General features: G+C 49.7%; 14 protein-coding genes. 10 read left to right on the top strand and 4 right to left on the bottom strand.

The features are described from left to right. Nucleotides 1-56 precede the first annotated feature (56 nt). Nucleotides 57-944 (top strand): hypothetical protein, encoded by an 888-nt coding sequence (locus EHV15_RS24710; protein WP_128633564.1) that lies wholly within the window; start codon nucleotides 57-59, stop codon nucleotides 942-944. 35 nt (nucleotides 945-979) lie between these two features. Here EHV15_RS24710 and EHV15_RS24715 read toward each other — a convergent pair whose 3' ends face one another. Beyond that, entirely contained in the window at nucleotides 980-1,918 is a 939-nt protein-coding gene (locus EHV15_RS24715; protein WP_128633565.1) for a tyrosine-type recombinase/integrase, read from the bottom strand. Nucleotides 1,919-2,088: 170 nt separating this feature from the next. Here EHV15_RS24715 and EHV15_RS37580 point away from each other — a divergent pair, with 170 nt between their 5' ends. Further along, complete coding sequence (locus EHV15_RS37580) at nucleotides 2,089-2,193, top strand: DUF6254 family protein (RefSeq protein ID WP_015735743.1); 105 nt, start codon at nucleotides 2,089-2,091, stop codon at nucleotides 2,191-2,193. Nucleotides 2,194-2,516: 323 nt separating this feature from the next. Further along, entirely contained in the window at nucleotides 2,517-4,100 is a 1,584-nt protein-coding gene (locus EHV15_RS24720; RefSeq protein WP_178075950.1) for a carbohydrate-binding protein, read from the top strand. A gap of 601 nt (nucleotides 4,101-4,701) precedes the next feature. Here the strand turns inward: EHV15_RS24720 and EHV15_RS24725 are convergent. Further along, entirely contained in the window at nucleotides 4,702-5,604 is a 903-nt protein-coding gene (locus EHV15_RS24725) for a transposase (RefSeq protein WP_128633567.1), read from the bottom strand. 542 nt (nucleotides 5,605-6,146) lie between these two features. On the opposite strand from EHV15_RS24725, the gene EHV15_RS24730 reads away from it, so the two are divergent. From EHV15_RS24730 to EHV15_RS24740, 3 genes are all read left to right on the top strand, one after another. Further along, a complete protein-coding gene (locus EHV15_RS24730) occupies nucleotides 6,147-7,388 on the top strand; it encodes an MFS transporter (protein WP_342774047.1) in 1,242 nt (413 codons plus the stop codon). A 97-nt stretch (nucleotides 7,389-7,485) separates the two neighbouring features. Continuing rightward, complete coding sequence (locus EHV15_RS24735) at nucleotides 7,486-7,704, top strand: hypothetical protein (protein ID WP_128633568.1); 219 nt, start codon at nucleotides 7,486-7,488, stop codon at nucleotides 7,702-7,704. Nucleotides 7,705-7,858: 154 nt separating this feature from the next. Then, entirely contained in the window at nucleotides 7,859-10,132 is a 2,274-nt protein-coding gene (locus tag EHV15_RS24740) for an ATP-binding cassette domain-containing protein (protein ID WP_128633569.1), read from the top strand. Between the two features lie 82 nt (nucleotides 10,133-10,214). On the opposite strand, the gene EHV15_RS24745 is transcribed toward EHV15_RS24740, so the two are convergent. After that, complete coding sequence (locus EHV15_RS24745) at nucleotides 10,215-11,324, bottom strand: glycoside hydrolase family 88/105 protein (RefSeq protein WP_128633570.1); 1,110 nt, start codon at nucleotides 11,322-11,324, stop codon at nucleotides 10,215-10,217. 133 nt (nucleotides 11,325-11,457) lie between these two features. On the opposite strand from EHV15_RS24745, the gene EHV15_RS24750 reads away from it, so the two are divergent. The 3 genes from EHV15_RS24750 (at nucleotide 11,458) to EHV15_RS24760 (ending at nucleotide 15,842) form a co-directional block, all read left to right on the top strand. Next, nucleotides 11,458-12,306 carry a helix-turn-helix domain-containing protein gene (locus tag EHV15_RS24750; RefSeq protein WP_128633571.1) on the top strand — a complete coding sequence of 283 codons (849 nt, stop codon included), beginning with the start codon at nucleotides 11,458-11,460 and terminating at the stop codon, nucleotides 12,304-12,306. A 246-nt stretch (nucleotides 12,307-12,552) separates the two neighbouring features. Continuing rightward, complete coding sequence (gene helD, locus EHV15_RS24755; protein ID WP_128633572.1) at nucleotides 12,553-14,970, top strand: RNA polymerase recycling motor HelD; 2,418 nt, start codon at nucleotides 12,553-12,555, stop codon at nucleotides 14,968-14,970. Nucleotides 14,971-15,113: 143 nt separating this feature from the next. Continuing rightward, nucleotides 15,114-15,842 carry a CAP domain-containing protein gene (locus EHV15_RS24760; protein ID WP_178075951.1) on the top strand — a complete coding sequence of 243 codons (729 nt, stop codon included), beginning with the start codon at nucleotides 15,114-15,116 and terminating at the stop codon, nucleotides 15,840-15,842. A 106-nt stretch (nucleotides 15,843-15,948) separates the two neighbouring features. Here EHV15_RS24760 and EHV15_RS24765 read toward each other — a convergent pair whose 3' ends face one another. Next, nucleotides 15,949-16,311 carry a MerR family transcriptional regulator gene (locus EHV15_RS24765; RefSeq protein ID WP_246061764.1) on the bottom strand — a complete coding sequence of 121 codons (363 nt, stop codon included), beginning with the start codon at nucleotides 16,309-16,311 and terminating at the stop codon, nucleotides 15,949-15,951. Between the two features lie 114 nt (nucleotides 16,312-16,425). On the opposite strand from EHV15_RS24765, the gene EHV15_RS24770 reads away from it, so the two are divergent. Next, nucleotides 16,426-17,064, top strand: coding sequence for a nitroreductase family protein (locus EHV15_RS24770; protein ID WP_128633573.1), 639 nt, complete (start codon nucleotides 16,426-16,428; stop codon nucleotides 17,062-17,064). The last annotated feature ends 107 nt before the right edge of the window (nucleotides 17,065-17,171 follow it).

Consider the following 17,171-nt stretch of genomic DNA (forward strand, 5'->3'; position numbering starts at 1 on the left):
CAAAAAAATCTTGGTAAGGTAGGAGGAGAGCAATCCATAAGAGGTGATGATTTGTCATGAGGAAAAAACGCTGTTTGTTCTGCGATAAGATTGTCTTCACTAAACAGGAGGGCGACTACGATAGATACATGGGCTGTTGCTGTTCACCCGAGGGGTTTTATAGCCTGCTGATAGACAGCTATGATGCTATAAATTCGTTCCCGTACCAAAAGAAACGCGACTTGTTTCATATTGTATCGGCCTATATCCGGGAGCAAACGGATTGTAATGAAAAGGTCGCTCTATCCGTCAACGATTTGGAATCCATTGCAAATTCACCCGACATTCCTGTGACCATAGAAGATAAAGGAAATCGGTTACTCCAGTATTTGTATAGACATTCCAATGGTCCGGGAGAACCGGTTGTCATTCATCCGCTCTCCAGCAACTATAACTTGACGTATTCTCCAAATCTGCAAGAGCTGGTATATATCATTGATAAGCTGAGAAACGAGCACTTACTCACCAGGGAAGGGTTAACCTTTCAGTTAACTGAAAAAGGCTGGAAAGAAGCAGTTGCCGAAAGAAAAAACTTAAAGCCATGCTCCGTTCTTATCCCGGATGAGGAAGATTTGCGCACGGAATGGCTGGCTAGGCTGTTGCCTAAAATCGAGCAGCACGGTTATCTGCCGCGCTTGCTTACACATACGAAAACGCAGAACAGTGAAAAGTATTCTTTGGAAATGATAGCGGACAGTAAACTGATTATAGCGGATTTAACGGGTCAATCTCCTGAAGTGTATTTTGCGGCGGGGTATGCGCTCGGTTTGAACATCCCCCTAATTTGGACCGTGAACAGCAGCGATGCCGATACACTCCCTGTAAAAATAAAGGAAATCCGTCCAATCGTTTGGGATACCGTTGAAGAACTGGCGGTATTTCTCCAGCAGAGGTTGAGTTTATAGAAGAGTTCCAGGAAATCGGGGCAAAGAGGAGCAACTTATGGCTCCTCTGAGTTTTTTATAAAGGGAATGGCCGGTCGTATTTTATTCATGGCGCGTTCTTTAACTTCATCCATCACATGTGTATATATTTGAGTCGTAGCAATGTTCTCGTGGCCAAGCAGTTCCTGGACGGCGCGCAAATCAACGCCATTCCGAAGCAGATCTGTAGCAAAAGAATGACGAAGTTTGTGGGCTGAAAGGGGGATGCCCTTAAATTGAGGATATTTTTCAGCTAGAGCTTCGAACGTCTTATCAGCAATGGTTTGAACCATGCGTTTACTGATGCGGCGACCGAATTGCGAAATGAAAAAGGCAGGCTCGTCTTTTTTGTTCCGCGGCTTAATTCGTTTATCCAACGACAACTGCAGTAGATAACGCAGCTCCTCCGGAAGGGGGATATATCTCCATTTTTCTCCTTTTCCAAGCACCCCAATTTTGGATCCGAAATGATCAAAATCAGTTATGTTCAGTCGGACGATTTCGCTTACCCGTAACCCTGCATAAGCCATCAAGGCGATAATGGTAACGTCGCGAACGATATACCTGCCTTTTACAAGTTGAAGGCACGCGTCAAGGAATTGCTTTTGAAGATAGGCCGGGTGGCGATTTTTCTCGATTTTCGCTTTTTCAATATCCATCGCAGGGTTGTGGTTGGATACTCTAAATCGAACCAGAACTTTATAGAACAAGCGGATCGCGGATTGGCAACGATTTCTATAACGGGCGCCGGCGCCGGATTCACGAACTCGTGTAAGATGTTGCAATACGTCAATGTCGGTTACATCGGTAACCGATTTACCGTTCAGTCCTGTGAGAAAGTGTTTTATGTCGTGGAGATAACCATTCTGTGTCTCCTTTGAATATTCACGATCCTTCATATATACCAAAAAAAGGTTAATTTCACGCTCATATTGCTCCAAAATATCTGTATACATTGTCATATCGCACCTATCCAATCGCTTACAATCGAAATTGCATTAAACATACATTTAATGCAATTTTATTATAGCAAAAAAACGCCAAAATGCTGATGAATGAACAGAGCCGAGAAATGACAAGTTAAGGAAGTGGTATACATCACAATGTCCAAAGGAGGATATCTGTTATGGCTCACCAGAAGAGAAGGAAGGAAGCTGCCTGGAAGTCACGAAAGCAAGAACAGCATCCCCATGGTAAAATCAAATCGCTAAAAGAATTGTCCAGCGAATAGGATTGAGGAGTATACTACTTGAAAGAGAAGGGCTGTCGGCGGAATTTGCCGGCAGTCTTTTTTTTGCGTGAGAGGCCCATGCAATTGTGCATGGGTCTACACGATTTTGCCATATTTCTATCAAATCAAAGAATATGTTGAAAAATATAGCAGGATTAATGGGGGATTATGTAAAATAGTTACTCTAGCAATCTCTTTTTGTCTTATTTTAGGAGATTGACCCTATTTAGAAAAGGAGGCAGATGATAGGTTGATTTAAGCAGTTCAGGTTCGGTTTTTAACAGACAGTCATCATCTTATTTTTTGCAAGGAGGACAATCCAATTGAAACATGCCAAAATATTCGGCAAATCGGGCATTTGGCTGCTCGTTGCCGCACTTATTGTTCCATTGTTTTCGCTCGCCGCATTCAGCGAGGAGGGGGCGGCGGCCGCTGCCGCGAACAGTGATAAAATCATCGTCGGCTACTGGCACAACTTTGACAACGGGTCCAGCAATATCCGGCTGCGCGATGTTTCTTCGAGCTATGATGTGATCCAGGTTGCGTTTGCGGAGCCTTCGGGTGGTGCAGCGAGCGGAGATATGGCATTCCAGCCTTATAACGCCTCGATCGGCGAATTCCAAGCCGACATCCGGGAACTGCAAAGCCAGGGCAAAAAGGTGCTGATCTCCATCGGGGGAGCCAACGGAGCCGTGGAATTGTCCACCGACCAGGCCAAACAGAAATTTGTCAGCACCATGAAAGGCATTATCGATACGTACGGCTTTGACGGCCTGGATATCGATTTGGAAGGAAGCTCGTTGTCCTTGAATCCGGGCGACACGGATTTTCGCAATCCGACGACGCCTAAAATCGTCAACCTGATTTCCGCCGTACGAGAGATCGTGAACAGCTACGGTTCCGGCTTCGTCTTGACCATGGCGCCGGAAACGGCGTACGTACAAGGCGGATACGCTGCTTACGGCGGTCCGTGGGGCGCGTATCTGCCGGTCATTTACGCTTTGCGCGATTCACTGGACTATCTGCACGTGCAGCATTACAACTCCGGATCGATGACCGGTCTGGACGGGAAATCCTATGCCCAGGGAACGGCGGATTTCCAAGTGGCTATGGCCGAGATGCTGCTGCAGGGATTTGACGTTGGCGGCAATGCAAACAACCATTTTCCCGCCCTGCGCCAGGATCAAGTGCTCATCGGGCTTCCGGCGACACAGTCCGCGGCAAATGGCGGATATACGGCGCCGGCCGAAGTGCACAAAGCGTTGGATTACCTTGTAAAAGGGCAACCGTTTGGCGGAAGCTACACGCTGCGCAATCCCGAAGGCTATCCCGGCTTCAAAGGGCTGATGACCTGGTCGATCAACTGGGATAAAGCGGCCAACTACGCCTTCTCCGGCAGTCACCTGGCCTATCTGGACAGCTTGGGCAGCGGCGGCAATCCCGATCCTGATCCTGATCCCGATCCGGAACCGGATACCACACCGCCAACCGCTCCCGGCCAACTACGCGTGACGGGAGCCACGCCGACAAGCATCAGTCTCGCCTGGAACGCTTCCACGGACAACGTGGGCGTTGCCGGCTACACTATTGCTTATGATACCGGCAGCTTGAATACAACCGGAACCGCGGCAACCGTTAGCGGCCTGTCTCCAAATACGACTTACACCTTTTCGGTAACTGCTAAAGACGCCGCCGGCAATGTCTCCGCGGCCGCTTCCGTTCAGGGAGCAACGACGGTGGTGGATGATCCGGGTGAAGGTGAAGCTCAGCCTTGGGAGCCGTGGGTTGCTTACAGTATAAATGACCTGGTGTCCTATAACGGCAGCATCTACGCGTGCATTCAGGCGCACACCTCGCTCCCGGGCTGGGAGCCGGCAAACGTGCCTGCATTGTGGCAATTGCAGTAACCACGGCAGCGAGCGCCAATTTGAGGCGGAGTTAATAGGGAAATTTGAGGAAGCGGGGGATCTCCGCTTCCTTTTTGCGCTGCTGCAACCATGCGGAGAATGTCCCCCGTTACAACGATCTATTCGCCGAAACCACACAACGATTCTAACGGTTGCCATGGCGCTTAATTCATTTAAACCCGGCTAATATTGCTTAGATTCAGGCAAATTGGCGTTGAATCTTGAGGATAGGGAAGTGGAGTAGGGTGGGGGAGGCGGCAGATCAACACTCACTGTCTGGTCGCTTTGCATGATTATCCCGTTTGATCAGGGTGGTAGAGAAACAGACAAGCTCGGGAGAAGAAAATATTTGGTGGAGAAGCAGATCGGTTCGAGATAATTTAGACGGGCTTAGGAGAAGGAATCAGGTTTAGGGGAGGTGAAACAGACCGGACAAGAGATCAAGACAGTAGATCAAGGACAAGACGCGAGGGAAACGAAAAGACTGTGATTTTGCTGTAGCCCGAACCCTTCCATTTGCAGCAACGCCCGGACTGTTCATGCTAAGCCCTACCCATTAAGTTGATTTGCGTTAAACTCCCCAGCCGTTCCAGCGTCTCGATCAGGCCGCAGCCACAAGGGGCTGGTTCGGTTGGCGTGCGATCAGCCAGCGGTAAGGGATCGCCGGAATCGCCACACACATGTGCAGCAACTTCTGCCGCATCGTTTCTTCCGCTCCGGGCCGGCGCAGCGAGCGGCGTACGGTGTACTCGTTCAGGTACGCCTGCAGATGCTTCAGTCCCAAGGCTACATACGTACTCTTCAGCGATTCCCACGCCTCTCTCACCACTTTCCGTAAGGGCGCATACAGCCGATAGGCTAGAGGAAACGACTCTACCGCCGATGTACGGACATCCACATGCCCGTTGATGAACGCGGCGAGTTCGAGACGGTTTGCCCTTTGTCCGTCTCCTCTCTTATGCGGCACCAGGCGGATTTTGACCTGCTGCGGCTCGCCCGATTCCGTGACCGTGCATCCCGCTACGACTGCCGAGGCATACGGATGCGAAAACTGAAGCTGGGACGGATTACGCCCATACAGATCGCTGTTCACTTTCACGTCTCCGCAGAGCAGCTCCCGGGCATCGAATTCTAGGGCGGCATGGCGTATTTTGTGCAGCATCAACCAGGCGGTTTTGTAGGTGACCCGGATCACCTGGCTCAGCCGCAACGCCGAGATGCCGTCCTCAAGCAGGAACAACTCCAGCGCATTGAACCACTTGAGCAGGGGCAAATGCGTTCCTTCAAAAATCGTGCCGACCAAAGCCGACGTTTGATGCTTGCACTTTCCGCACTCGAACAAGGGGATATGCCGGGAAGTCAGACGACTGCACCGGGTGTGAGCGCAGCGCGGGCAGACGAAGCCGCTTCGCCACTTCATCGCGATCAGCGCCTCCATGCAGGTCTGCTCGCTGTTATAACGGCTGCTGAATGGTTGAAGTTCCGTTCCCGTATTGACCTCCATGTTCGCTCGCCCCCGAATCAAGAAATCAAGAACGTGTGTTCGATTTATTTTATTATATCAAACGTACGTTCCCTTATCAAGCTGAGAATCTCCACTGCTCCCTGAACGAAAGGGATAATCGTGCAAAGGCTGCAAGCAGGGACACAAGATACCAAGACAAGCCATGCCACCGGCACGTTTTACAAGGGATCTCCCATACTCTTGAACAACGAAGTAGCCCAAAAAGCCGGGAAGACACTGTCCGTCTCCGATTCAGCGTCAACTCCGGCAATGGATTGCTGCAAATTTTTGAAGTGTTCTGAAAGTGTAATACTGGTATAATTAACTATCAGACGTTTCTTTTAATTATTTTGGAGGTGCTTAATATGCAAAAAAGCCAATTTCAATCCAACCAACGAACCGGAGTAAATCAGAATCAAAAAAGAAAAACGGTAAGCGGCCGCATGTTGCGGTATGGATTGTGATTAGCGAATAATTGAGTAGCGAATTTTACCTTCTGGACCAAGAATGACGCGCCGCCTACCTGAAAGGCGGAATCCGTTTTGCATAACGTTCAAGCGGCAAAAGTATTTTATTTGATGAATTTTATTTCTTCGCTGGCAAGCAGCACGATATTTACGACCTACAGCATTTATTATGTCACACAGCTCGGCCTGAATCCCTTTGAGCTTGTGCTGATCGGGACCGTGTTGGAATTAACTGTGCTGATTTTTGAGGGGATTACCGGCGTGGTTGCCGATACATACAGCCGCAGACTATCGGTCATTATCGGCATGTTCATTTTGGGCGCGGGGTTTACGTTTGAAGGCAGCATCATTTGGTTTCAGGGGCTCGGCCTGGCGATCCCGCTCGTTGTTTGGGTGATGCTGGCCCAGGTGGTGTTCGGCATCGGCCATACCTTTATCAGCGGGGCGGACAGCGCCTGGATTGTCGATGAGGCGGGGGAATCCGCCGCCGGGACCATTTTTATTCGCGCCAAACGCGTGGCTCTGACAGCGTCTCTGCTGGGAATCGGCGTGAGCGTGGGGCTTTCCGTGCTGGCGCCGAATCTGCCGTATTTAGCGGGAGGCCTGATGTATGCTATGCTCGGCCTGCTCCTGATCCGCAAGATGAAGGAGACAGGCTTTGTCCGGCCGCCGCGCAGCGAAAGAGTCTCTCATTTTCGAGAGATGACCCGGACCTGGAAAAGCGGGGCAAAGGTGATCGCCCGCAGTCCGCTGCTGCTGCTTATCATGTTCGTCACGTTGTTTAGCGGCGCGGCCTCGGAAGGTTATGACCGGCTTTGGGAGATTCATCTGATCCAGGAAATCGGCTTTCCGGACCGGACGTTGAAAGTGGCCGTATGGTTTGGCCTGATCAGCGCGGCCTCCACGATTTTGGGAATGCTGGCGGTAGGTTTCACCGAGAAAAAACTGAACATGAGCAGCGAGCGGACCGTATCCGCGGCCTTATTTATGCTGACTTTCATTCGCGTTGCCGGCATTCTCTCGCTTTTCCTGGCGACGAACTTCGTCTGGGCGCTGGCGTCCGTGCTGGCCGTAAGCGTAGTTGTTACCGTGAGCGAGCCGATCTATGCGACATGGCTGAATATGAATCTGCGCAGCGACAGCCGGGCCACGGTGCTGTCGATGGTCAGCCAGTCGGACGCGCTGGGCCAGACTGCGGGAGGGCCGGCCGTGGGATGGATCGGAAGCCGTTTCTCTATCCGAGCCTCCTTGCTGACAGCAGCGATATTGCTGCTTCCGATTTTGGGCGTATTCGGCCGGATGCAACGCAAGCGATAACTTAGTAGCGTTAAAAGTTAAAGGAGGCAGTCCCTAAGGTCAGCTTGTGACCTTTTGGGACTGCCTTTATTTTTTAAAGGCAGAGAGGACATCCAAGATGAAGCTGTTATTGGTTATTTTTCTATACATTGGTTTATTGATGATCGGTTTGGGTGGTTGTCATATTTACAAAGCAAGACAGATTGAAGGAATGGGGGCGCTGGGTGCCGGATTCTTAGGGGCAGCGGAAGTAGGCCTCGGTGCGTTGATCATGATCATCTCGGTAATCGGGTATTGGATTCAAAAATGGAGAGTACGGCGTAAACTAAATAACTGAAGCACATTGCTGGCCGACCGTCTTCATGTAGATATTTAAAATTTTAAAAGCATTGTTGACGCGACACCAAAAGATGTCCTACAATGGTTTTTTGCAGCAAGTTCTGGAGCACGAATTTGTTGCGTTTAACTCAACTTTTGGAGGAGGAAAAAGAATGAGCGAATCGAACCAGGAGTATATCGTCATCTCGGCTGCGCGCGAAAACAATCTCAAGAACGTATCCTTGCGCATCCCCAAGCGGAAAATCACGATTTTCACCGGGGTATCCGGATCCGGCAAATCATCGATCGTCTTCGATACGATTGCCGCCGAATCCCAGCGTCTGCTGAATGAAAACTTCAGCATGTTCGTTCGCACCTTTCTGCCGCGTGTTCCGCAGCCGGACGCGGACGCGATCGAGAACTTGAGCATGGCTGTTATTGTGGATCAGAAGCGGCTGGGCGGTGGTTCTCATTCCACGATGGGCACGATAACCGATATCTCGCCCATTCTCCGTCTCCTTTTCTCCCGAGTGGGTCAACCTTACGTTGGAGAAGCGCACATGTTCTCATTTAACGATCCGCAAGGCATGTGTCCCGAGTGCAACGGGATCGGCCGCAAGCTTGGCGTAAACATGAGCAAGGCGGTGGATATGTCAAAGTCGCTGAATGAAGGAGCCATTATGCTGCCGGGATATACGGTGGATAGCTGGGAATGGAATATGATCGTACAGTCGGGGGACTTTGATCCGGACAAGCAACTGAGCGATTATTCGGATGAGGAACTGGAGCAACTGTTGCACGCCAAAGCAAGGAAAGTAAAGATGGATTTCGCCGGCAAGGCCATGAATATTACTGTGGAAGGCGTCATCGAGAAGTTCACCAACAAATATATCAAGCAGGATGTGAAGACGAAGTCCGAGCGCACACAACAAACTGTTGCGCCGTACATTTTCGAGGGTCCCTGTCCCAGCTGCCGCGGCGCGAGACTCAGTCAGGCCGCGCTTAGCTGCAGGATCAATGGACTCAATATTGCGGAGATGTCCTCCATGGAGGTTGGAGAGCTCATCCGCGTCATTCGGGAGATTGACATGGCTGCCGCCGCGCCGATCGTGAAGGCGCTGACGGAGCGGCTACAGCATCTGGTGGATATCGGACTTGACTATTTGACGCTGGACCGCGAGACGGACACATTGTCCGGAGGCGAGTCACAGCGGGTCAAAATGGTGAAGCACCTGAGCGGCAGCTTGGTGGATGTCACTTACATTTTCGATGAGCCCAGCGTTGGTTTGCACCCCCGTGATGTACACCGGTTAAACGAATTGCTGCAGAAGCTGCGCGACAAGGGCAATACCGTGATTGTCGTCGAGCATGATCCCGATGTGATCAAGGTAGCGGATCATATCGTCGACGTGGGGCCTCACGCCGGCAGCCACGGCGGCACCATCGTGTATGAAGGAAGTTACCAAGGTCTGCTGGAGGCAGATACGCTGACAGGCAATCATATGAAGCGGCCGCTTAAGCTAAAGCACGACTCAAGGCAGCCATCCGGCAAACTGTCCATCAAGGATGCCCGGCTGCACAACCTCCGAAACGTCAGTGTAGATATTCCAACCGGCGTGCTGACCGTCGTTACGGGCGTCGCCGGCTCGGGCAAGAGCACGCTGATTAACGAAGTATTCCTCAGCCAGCATCCGGATGCGATCGTCATCGACCAATCGGCGGTTGGAGTGTCCACACGCTCGAACCCCGCGACCTACACGGGCATTATGGATGATGTGCGCAAGGCGTTTGCTTCCGCCAACAAGGTGAATCAAGGGTTGTTCAGCTTCAATTCCAAGGGGGCATGCGAGAACTGCCAGGGGCTGGGCGTTGTCTATGTCGACATTTCCTACTTTGATAGCGTGAAGTTGCCATGTGAAGTGTGCGGAGGCAAACGGTTCAAAGAAGAAGTGCTTGCGTACAAGCTGAACGGCAAGTCCATTGCGGAAGTGCTGGAGATGACGGTGGAGCAGGCCTTGGATTTTTTCGAGCAAAAAGAGGTGGTGAAGAAGCTGCAAGCGATGAGCGATGTGGGGCTGAACTATATTACGCTCGGCCAACCGCTCAGCACGCTTTCGGGCGGGGAATGCCAGCGCATCAAGCTGGCCAGCGAGCTGCATAAGAAGGGCAGCATCTACGTGATGGACGAGCCGACGACCGGCCTGCATATGTCGGATATCGGCCACTTGCTTGCGATCATGAACCGCCTTGTGGATGCCGGCAATACGGTGATCGTCATCGAGCACAACCTTGATGTGATCAGCCAAGGGGATTGGATCATCGATATGGGGCCGGACGGAGGCAGCAAGGGCGGCCAGGTGGTGTTCGAGGGCACGCCTTCACAGATCATCCATGCGGAGCAGTCGATCACGGGAAGATATTTGACGCAATCATCAAATCCACTTTAGATGTGAAATAGCCCAACAAGATAAAACAGATCACTTCGTGGTATCAATTGCCCATCAAGTGATCTGTTTTTACACGTTGGGTTTAATTGCCTTCATTTCGCGCCGCCAGATTCATCTCTACGCACATAAGAATGAAGGCGCCTGCGCCATGCAGGTCGTTTTCGCTGGTTGGGCGGGCGATATAGTGGGCGTAGTCGCCGATTCCCGTGCCGATGCAAATGTTGCCGATCACGACGTTGCCGTTTTCGTCGAACCTCAGCGTATCGATGACGCCTTGGTAGCCTTTCCAGGCATACTCCATGTACTTGGCGTCCAGATAGCCGAACCGGACGGCTTTGGCAATGGCATGAACAAACAGCGACGTACAGGAGTTTTCATGCCAATTATCCGGGCGGTCGCCTTTGTCGACGACTTGATACCATAATCCGGTGGCGGGATCCTGATAGTTCGTCAGAGCGATAAGCAGATCCTGTACAATGGTTGCGAGCTTGGCTTTATCCGGATGATCCTCCGGCATGTATTCGAACATTTCCAGCAAGGCGACGGGATACCAGCCAATGGCGCGGCCCCAGAACTCCGGCGCGAGACCGGTGACGGGATCGGCCCAATCGGCCTTTTTGGTTTCGTCCCAGCCGTGGTACAGCAAGCCGGTGGCCGGGTCCTTCGTATGCTTCTCCATGAGCAGCGCCTGGAAGACCATCAAGTCGAAATATTCGCTGTCTCCAAATGTTTTGGCAAATTGCACGGCAATGGGACCGGCCATATACAAGCCATCCAGCCACATTTGATTCGGATAATGTCCCTTGTGCCAGAATCCGCCGGACGGATTCGTCGGCCAAGACTTCAGCAAGGGCACAAGCGTGTGGAGCGCTTTTTTGTACCGCTCGTCTCCCGTCTGCTCGTAGAGGGTGAATAGAAGCACGCCGGGCTGAATGTCGTCGAGCTCGTCGGACTTAAACTTCTTGATGCTGCCGTCCTCGAGAACCTGGCTGTCCACCCAACGTTTCATGTAGTCGTATAGTTTTTGTTCTCCGGTCTGCCGCCAGCATTTCTCCATGCCGGACAGAAAAACGCCTTGATGATAGTGGAACCGGTCTGGCGGAAGTTTTTCCGGCTCGAATTTGTGCATTAACGCTTCGCAGGCTTTTAGCGCCCATTGAATCGGGGTCATAAGAGATGAAGCGGTTTGCATACTATCCTACCTCCTAGGTTGTTTGTACTCCTATTCTAGCATTGGAATATGTACATGTTTTGCGGAATATCTCCTTTTCTTCTTATTTCTTGCGGTATAATAAACAACAGGTACGAAAGGGGAGGGGAGCAGCTTGGGAGATCTTTATTTCGAAAATAACACGGGCACTTTCCAGATATCCCACCGGAAAGCGTTAAGCCACCATATGCCGGTGAGCCATTTTCACAGCACTTACGAAATCTATTATCTGATGTCCGGCAAGCGGGAAATTTTTATTCAAGACCGGACGATTGCCATTAACGAAGGCGATGTCGTCATTATCGCTCCCAATATTCTGCATCGTACGACCAATGCGGAGCGGCCGAAGCATGAGCGGCTTATTATCAATATGCATGAGCGGTATTTTTCGCCGGATGGTTCTCATAAGGAAGCGCTTCAGCCTTTGCTTGAAAGGGATTACTTGATCATGAACGGTTCCTTGCGCAATAGGCAGCCGATTGAAACACTTTCCAGAGCGATTATTCAGGAGATGCGGGAGCGCGGAAGCGGCTTCGAATTGTTTGCCCAAACGCTCGCCGTGCAATTGCTCATCATGTGCTGCAGGCACTTCCGGCAACAGGATGCGGAGTTGCCGGCATCGCCAAGTCCCATGCACGAACGAATATCGGAGATCGTCCGCTATATCAACGAGCATTACATGGAGGATCTATCGCTACATTTGCTGGCGGACAAATTTTATATCAGTCCGTATTATTTGAGCCGATCCTTCAAAGAAGCGACGGGCTTCGCGTTCGTAGAGTACGTGAACAGCGTGCGGATCAAGGAAGCCAAGAAGCTGCTCGAGAGCTCTTCCATGAAGGTGAACTTGATCGCGAGGAAGGTGGGCTTTGGAAGCGTGACGCATTTCGGCCGAGTGTTCAAGGCGGTCACGGGCAATGCGCCATTGCACTATAGAAGGGGAGGAAAGACGCTGAGAATATGAAAGTAATATTAGTAAGGAGTTCGTATTTTGCGAAAAAATAAAAAAAGCTTGGCAGATAGGCCAAGAAGCACAAGAAAATATTTGAACACAAAAAAGCGCTATGTTATAATCGGTAGCGCGATTGAAAATCATGTTAAAACTGGCATTCAAATTACTTATCCTAATTTTATTTTACACCAGTGACCTCTGATTTGTCAATGCTCTTTTTATTCAGACGAAACTGAAAAGGAGCGTGTTCAGAAAAACATGGAAGCGAAAGAATGGCGGATAGAACAAGAACGGCTGGATCAGGTTAGGGAAAAGCTGAAAGCGAGAATGGGCGAGTTGGAACCGGAGGTTGCCGGGCTGCACGATCAGGCTGCTGAGATTCGCAGGCGGTTTTGGGAAGAAGTTACGGTCAACACGAGCTCGGACGAAGATTTTGAAGAAACATTCTATACGATCAAACAACAGGCCGCGGTGTTATCCGAACGGGAGCGCCGTCACCAGCTTCTGACGCAACAATGGAGAAGCTTAAATCGGCTGTTCCCGTCTCCTTATTTCGGACGTGTTGATTTTCTGGAGGAAGGCCTGAACCAGAGCGAGCAGATTTATATCGGCGTATCTTCCTTCGTCGACGAAGATGGATTAAGCTTCCTGGTGTATGATTGGCGCACTCCGATCGCGAGCCTTTATTATGACCATTCCCCCGGTGCGGCCTCTTACGTCACGCCGGCCGGGCGGATCATGGGTACGATGGAGCTGAAACGGCAGTATCAGATTCAGGGAGGACAAATCCGTCATATGTTTGATGCGAGCGTAACGATCGGCGATGAACTGCTCCAGCAAATGCTGGCCAAAGGCGCGAACTCGCATATGAAAAGTATCGTATCCACTATTCAGAAGGAGCAAAACGCCATCATCCGAAACGATGATAGCCGGCTGCTTATCGTGCAGGGGGCGGCCGGCAGCGGAAAGACCTCTGCGGCCTTGCAGCGTGTGGCGTATTTGCTGTACAAAAACCGCGATTCGCTTAAGGCTGACCAGATCGTTCTTTTTTCGCCGAATCCGATTTTTAACAGTTATGTGTCCTCCGTCCTTCCCGAGCTCGGCGAGGAGAACATGCAGCAGACGACTTTACAGGAATATCTCGAATATTGGCTTGGTTCATCCTTGCGTCTGGAGGATCCTTTCGATCAGATCGAATATGTGCTGACCGCACAATCAACTCCCAATTATGAGGCGCGCCTTCAGGGGATGAAGTACAAGGCGTCCGAGGCTTTCTTGAGAGCCCTGGAGAACTATGCGCAGTGGCTGGGGCGGGAAGGCATGCTTTTCAACGGCATTCGGTTTCGGGATCGTGATCTGATCACCGCGGAGCAAATGAGATCGCACTTTTACAGTTACGACCCCTCCTTGCGCTTGGCCAATCGTGTCGATCTCCTGCAGAAGTGGCTTCTGAAGGAACTGTCACAACTGGAACGCAAGGAACGCAAAGCGTCCTGGGTAGAGGAGGAGCTCCAATATCTCGACAGCGAGCAATATGCGGAAGTTTTCGGCGAGCTGCACAAGGACAGGGAAGTCTTTGACATTGCCGAACATTACGCCGTAGTTTACGAAAAAATAAGCAAGAAGCGCCGGGGAGATGAAGGCGACTTTGACTTCGCCGAGCGGGAGGAAGATTTGCTCAGCCAAAGGATCGTGAAGATGAGCTTCAAACCATTAAGGCAAAGCGTAAGGAAATTATCGTTTATCGATGTCCAAGGCCTATACACCCAACTGTTTGGCGATGAAGCTGCTTACCGGGAGAAGACGAATGAGGCTGAGATCCCTGTTTTATGGCCTGAAATCTGCAAACAAACCAAAGCAAAGCTGGACCGGCTCGAATTATTCTATGAGGATGCGACTCCGTATTTGTATTTAAAAGAACTGCTCGAAGGCGTTCGGACGAACACGGAGATTCGGCATGTCTTCGTCGATGAGGGGCAGGATTATTCGCCGTTTCAATATGAGTATCTCAAAAAACTGTTTCCTCGCGCCCGCATGACGGTGCTCGGCGATTTCGGGCAGGCGATCTTCACGCAGGCTACAAAGCTGCAGGGGGACGATTCGCCGCTGGTTCGGCTTTATGGCGAATCCGAGACAAACTTGATCCGTCTGGTGCGCAGTTATCGTTCAACGCGGGAGATTGTGGAATTTACGAAGAAACTGCTCACTGATGGGTCGGAAATCGTACCCTTTGCAAGGAGCGGACCGAAGCCTCTTCTTGCGACGATAGAAGGCGGAGAGAAGCGTGACGCGCGAATGCTGAAAGACATTGCGGCACTTAAAGCCGAAGGCTTCGACTCGATTGCCGTCATTACGAAGACCGCGGCCGAAAGCCGCACAGCCTTTGAATCATTACGGATGATTCAAGGGGGCGAAGCCTTGCAGCTCATTACGAAGGAGACGGTCGCCTTTGAAAAAGGAGTGATGGTGATTCCCGTATATCTCGCCAAGGGGATTGAGTTTGACGCCGTTCTGATTTATGAGGCTTCATCTCAAGCTTACGGCCGGGAAAACGATCGCAAGCTTCTTTATACGGCGTGTACGCGGGCCATGCACCGGCTTCAGCTTTACACGACGAGCGATTGGTCGCCGTTCGTGCAGCCATTGCCTGCGAATTTGTATGAGAAAGCTCAATGACTAGAAAGTAAAGACCTCCCGATGCAAATAGCCTTGGCCGTTAGTCGGCCAAGGTTAATTTTTGTAGTAAGAATAAATCGAGCCCCCGCAGGAAAAATTAATTTCAGTTATTCATTACATTAACGAACAGAGGAGATTGGAATATGGCAAAGTATATTTTATTGGCAGTAATATTGCTGGTATCAGGCTGTTCGACCGGCAACAATACGGTGGGAAACAACGCGGTGGGAAAGAATCCTTCAATGAAAGCTCATACGGCCGCACCAACTCCTGTCACCACACAGGCGTCTTCAATAGCTACATCGACTCAGGCTCACGGATCAGTTAGGATAAAAGAAGCTCCCAATGGATTTCCATCTAATGGAGGGAATTTCATTCCACCTGCTGGAAATCCGGCAAACCAGGCACCTTCCAATCCGACCAATCAAGTTCCATCAGGACCAACGAATCCGACACCTTCAACGCCTTCACCTGCTACAGGCACTACAGGACAAGCTCAGGATTCCTCCCAATTTGCGCAGCAAGTACTGGATTTGGTCAATAAGGAAAGAAGCAAAGCGGGTTTAGGCGCTCTCACCATGAGTCCTGAGTTGGCCAATATGGCTATGGTCAAGGCACAAGACATGTATAACAATAACTACTTCGATCATAATTCCCCAACACACGGATCCCCATTCGATATGATGAAGGAGTTCGGAATTACCTACAATTCAGCCGGTGAAAATATTGCCAAGGGGCAAAGCAGCCCTACTCAAGTGATGAACGATTGGATGAACAGTCCGGGGCATAAAGCCAATATTTTAAACAGCTCCTATACCAAAATCGGTGTTGCTTACTACAATAGCGAATGGGTGCAGGAATTTACGGGGTAATCCGGAGCATAGGGGAATGCGCTTTATTACACACCATATATGAGGACATCCGTTTTAGGGGAAGCGGAAATGTCCTTTTTTAATATTTTGAAGAAATTTATTGTTCTTAACATTTCGTTCGAAAATTTACTTTCCCAACCAAAATTGCACTCAAGAATTTTTTCGACTTTCTTAATTGCTTCTGGATATCTTCAATTTCCTTGATTTTTTGCTCAACCATTTTCTTCCTTACCTCGTAGGATAAGTTAAGTTGTTGATTGACCAGCAAACTTAATTCTTCTATAGAAAAGTCTGCGGACAAAAGGGCCTTCACATCATCTAGATACTCAACAATCTCCTCAGCATAAATCCGATAATTATTTTCATCTCTTTTAACGAATCCATCCGGAATTAGTTTTTTACGTTCATAGAATCTCAATGTTGATATGGGCAGACCAGTTCGTTTGGAAACCTCATTTATTTTCATCATACGACCTCTTTATGTCTTGCTATAAACCTAGGTTCATAGTTCATAATACGAATATGATAACGAACGACATACACAATGTCAAAAAATCCAATGTTATCAAAAAGGAGAGATTCTATGTTCAACAATATTCAAAATAACGATTTCACAAATATAGTCAAGGGACGACGTTCTGTCCGCAAGTATGATGAGAACGTTAAAATATCGAAAGAAGAGATAAGCGAAATGATTTCGGAAGCCAGTTTGGCTCCATCCTCCGCAAATATGCAGCCTTGGCGCGTAGTTGTGGTTGATACTCCTGAAGGAAAAGAAAAACTAAGACCTCTTGTGCGTTTCAATACGCTGCAAAATGATACTTCATCAGCCATGTTATTAATTTTTGGTGATACCCAAAGCTATTTCTATGCTGAAGAAATTTTCAATACGGCTGTGGAACAAGGAAAAATGCCAGCTGAAGTACGAGATCGTCAACTCGGAACAATTCTATCGATGTATCCGATTTTACCACAAGGGTTGAAGGTTGAAATTGCAAAAATCGATAGCAGCCTTTTTGCCATGCAGTTCATGCTAGTAGCTCGTGCACATGGGTATGATACGAATCCAATGGCTGGCTTTGAAGCTGATCAGTTAGCTAAAGCATTTGATTTAGATGAAGAACGCTACGCCCCAGTGATGATTATTTCCATAGGAAAAGCCAAAGAAGAAGGGTATGAGTCGGTTCGATTAGGATCTGACAAGATTACATTTTGGAAATAGCCACTTATAGCGGGAAATCAAAAAAAGAACCTGGGCAATTTTACCAGGTTCTTTTTATTGCATATAAACAGACACGATGATATAATCAGATCACGACTGTGTAAAAA

Origin of the sequence: Paenibacillus oralis, assembly GCF_003863965.1 — a bacterium.
GTDB lineage: Bacteria > Bacillota > Bacilli > Paenibacillales > Paenibacillaceae > Fontibacillus > Fontibacillus oralis.

What these genes read in the sequence shown, in the direction of transcription:
- EHV15_RS24760 (WP_178075951.1), top strand. Translation starts at nt 15,114, where the DNA reads ATGGCAAAGTATATTTTATTGGCAGTAATATTGCTGGTATCAGGCTGT.
- EHV15_RS24715 (WP_128633565.1), bottom strand. Translation starts at nt 1,918, where the DNA reads ATGTATACAGATATTTTGGAGCAATATGAGCGTGAAATTAACCTTTTT.
- EHV15_RS24770 (WP_128633573.1), top strand. Translation starts at nt 16,426, where the DNA reads ATGTTCAACAATATTCAAAATAACGATTTCACAAATATAGTCAAGGGA.
- helD (WP_128633572.1), top strand. Translation starts at nt 12,553, where the DNA reads ATGGAAGCGAAAGAATGGCGGATAGAACAAGAACGGCTGGATCAGGTT.
- EHV15_RS24745 (WP_128633570.1), bottom strand. Translation starts at nt 11,324, where the DNA reads ATGCAAACCGCTTCATCTCTTATGACCCCGATTCAATGGGCGCTAAAA.
- EHV15_RS24710 (WP_128633564.1), top strand. Translation starts at nt 57, where the DNA reads ATGAGGAAAAAACGCTGTTTGTTCTGCGATAAGATTGTCTTCACTAAA.
- EHV15_RS24740 (WP_128633569.1), top strand. Translation starts at nt 7,859, where the DNA reads ATGAGCGAATCGAACCAGGAGTATATCGTCATCTCGGCTGCGCGCGAA.
- EHV15_RS37580 (WP_015735743.1), top strand. Translation starts at nt 2,089, where the DNA reads ATGGCTCACCAGAAGAGAAGGAAGGAAGCTGCCTGGAAGTCACGAAAG.
- EHV15_RS24725 (WP_128633567.1), bottom strand. Translation starts at nt 5,604, where the DNA reads ATGGAGGTCAATACGGGAACGGAACTTCAACCATTCAGCAGCCGTTAT.
- EHV15_RS24735 (WP_128633568.1), top strand. Translation starts at nt 7,486, where the DNA reads ATGAAGCTGTTATTGGTTATTTTTCTATACATTGGTTTATTGATGATC.
- EHV15_RS24765 (WP_246061764.1), bottom strand. Translation starts at nt 16,311, where the DNA reads ATGATGAAAATAAATGAGGTTTCCAAACGAACTGGTCTGCCCATATCA.